The 2,299-nt window shown below is 72.1% G+C and carries 2 protein-coding genes; both read left to right on the forward strand.

The window, feature by feature from the left end:
- Positions 1–626, forward strand: a 626-nt coding sequence (locus E1294_RS53985) for a hypothetical protein (RefSeq protein ID WP_181958692.1), incomplete at its 5' end; no start/stop codon positions are given.
- Positions 627–629: 3 nt separating this feature from the next.
- Entirely contained in the window at positions 630–2,189 is a 1,560-nt protein-coding gene (locus tag E1294_RS51655; RefSeq protein WP_132520624.1) for a serine/threonine-protein kinase, read from the forward strand.
- Positions 2,190–2,299 lie beyond the last annotated feature (110 nt).

The raw sequence follows: 2,299 nt of genomic DNA on the forward strand, positions 1-2,299 counted from the left end.
CCACCACCCTGGCGAGCACCGATGCCCCGGCCACAGCTTCGACCACAGCACCGACGAGCGAGGCGCCCACCTCGTCCGGCACACCCGCCACGACCGCCACGGGCACGCCCGTCGCGGGCACACCCGGCAAGTTCACCGCGATCCCCCGGCCCTGCCAGCTGCTCACCAGGGACCAGGCCACCGAGGTCGTGGGCAAATACTTGACCAGCAGCGTGGAGCCCACCGTCAAATGCGCGTGGAGCAGGGCGCGCGACGACAAGAGCCTCTCGCTCTACCTCACGCTCTTCCTGTATCCGCAGCAGGGCGACGGTTACGAGACCAAGCTGGCCGAGGAACACGTGCATGGCGCCAGGGCCAAGGCGGAGTCGGAGGCCGGCCGCGGCGGCAGCGGCGGCGCGCAGGGCGAGGTGTTCGAGATTTCCGGCGCGGGCGACGCGGCCGTCGGCTGGGAGAAGGGCGAGACCACGTTCAGCACCAAGAAGTTCTCGGTCTACTCGGTGTTCAGGACCAGCAACATCGTGGGCGAGATCCGCTTCAGCCGCAACGTCGAGAAGGAGCCGGGGTTGCGCGACAAGACCGAGAAGGCGATCAAACACCTCATCCGGAACCTCGACGCCAAGGCCTGACGCATGCACGTGATCGCCGGGCGATACCAGCTGCTCGCTCCCCTGGGAGCGGGCGGCGCCGGCACGGTGTGGCGGGCCCGCGACATGGTGCTGGGCCGGGAGGTCGCGGTCAAGGAGGTGCGCCTGCTCGCCGACCCGGCCAGGAGGGACAGAGCGCTCACGGACACGCTGCGCGAGGCCCGCGCGGCGGCGTCACTGAACCATCCGGCGATCATCACCGTGCACGACGTCCTGGCCGAGCAGGGGCAGCCGTGGATCGTCATGGACCTGCTCCCCGGCCGGTCGCTGGCCGACCTGCTGCGGGAGAGCGGCAGCCTGCCGGCCGGCCAGGTCGCCGCCATCGGGCTGCGGGTGCTCGACGCGCTGGAGGCGGCGCACCGGCGCGGGATCCTGCACCGGGACGTGAAGCCGGGCAACGTGATGCTGACCGACTCCGGCGAGGCCGTCCTCACCGACTTCGGCATCGCCACGCACATCGACGACGCCCCGACCGCGACCGCGGCGGCCGAGCGGCCGGGGGCGGCCGGCTCACCGGGGTACGTCGCGCCGGAACGCCTGCGCGGCGAGCCCGCAGGACCGGCCTCCGATCTCTGGTCGCTGGCCGCCACCCTGTACGCGGCGGTGGAGGGGCGCAGCCCTTTCCACCGCGGCTCCCCCATGGCGATCGTCGCGGCGGTGCTCACCCAGCCCCCGCCGCCACCGGTCAATGCGGGGCCGTTCGGCGGCGTGCTGACGGCGATGCTGGACAAGAACCCGGCCGCGCGCCCCCACCCCCAGGCGATCAGAGCGGCACTCCAGCCGATCGCCGCTCCCCTGCCCGCGCGCCGCTCGGTGATGACGGCGACCACCGTGCCGGTCGCCTCCAGGAAGAGCAGGCTTCCCGTCGTGCTCGGCGGCCTGGCGGCCGCGACCGCCGTCGCCGTCACGGCGGTGGTCCTGGTCAACGCGTCCGCCACCACGGAGCCCCCGCGGAACACGCCGATCGCCCAGGCCCCGCCCTCCGCGCAACCGCCGGTTTCCACCCCGGCGACCACGCCCGCCCCGGAGCCGAAGGGTGACGGCGCCTTCGCCGCGGCGCCCGACGCCTGCCGGCTGGTGACCGACCAGGACGCTGCGAAGATCATGCCCGGCGTGCGCAGGCGTGCGGTCGGCCTCGACCCCACCAAGTGCGACTGGGCGGTCGGCATCCTCAAGGACGTCGTCAACATCGAGATCACCCACGCGCCGCAGGTGGCGACGGCGCAGAAGATCTTCACCAGCAGGAAGCGGGCGCAGGCCTCCAAGAAGGGCAGCGCGGCGGGCAGCACCTACCAGGCCGTGCGCGACGTCCAAGGCCTCGGAGACGGGGCCTTCGCCCAGAACTGGTGGTCGACCACGTTCCCGCAGGCCCACAGCATCGTGTGGGTACGGGTCAGCAACCTCTTCGTCGAGATCGACGCGACCGCCGCCGGTAGTTCCACGCTGAAACCCGAGCATCAGGACAGAGCAGTCAAGGTGGCCCACGCGATCGTGGACGCTCTCGGCGATCTCCCATCGTCGGTCCCATCGAGGGGGACCGGCTGATGCGTGCGGCGTCCACCCAGAAATCCCCGAGAGGAGGAGTGGCGTTCCCCCGGGTTCCGCGGACGACCGGAGCCCCGCGCCACGGAACGAGATGAACGAGGTACCCACCC

Origin of the sequence: Nonomuraea diastatica (genome assembly GCF_004349015.1) — a bacterium.
Classification (GTDB): domain Bacteria; phylum Actinomycetota; class Actinomycetes; order Streptosporangiales; family Streptosporangiaceae; genus Nonomuraea; species Nonomuraea diastatica.

What these genes read in the sequence shown, in the direction of transcription:
- E1294_RS51655 (WP_132520624.1), top strand. Translation starts at nt 630, where the DNA reads ATGCACGTGATCGCCGGGCGATACCAGCTGCTCGCTCCCCTGGGAGCG.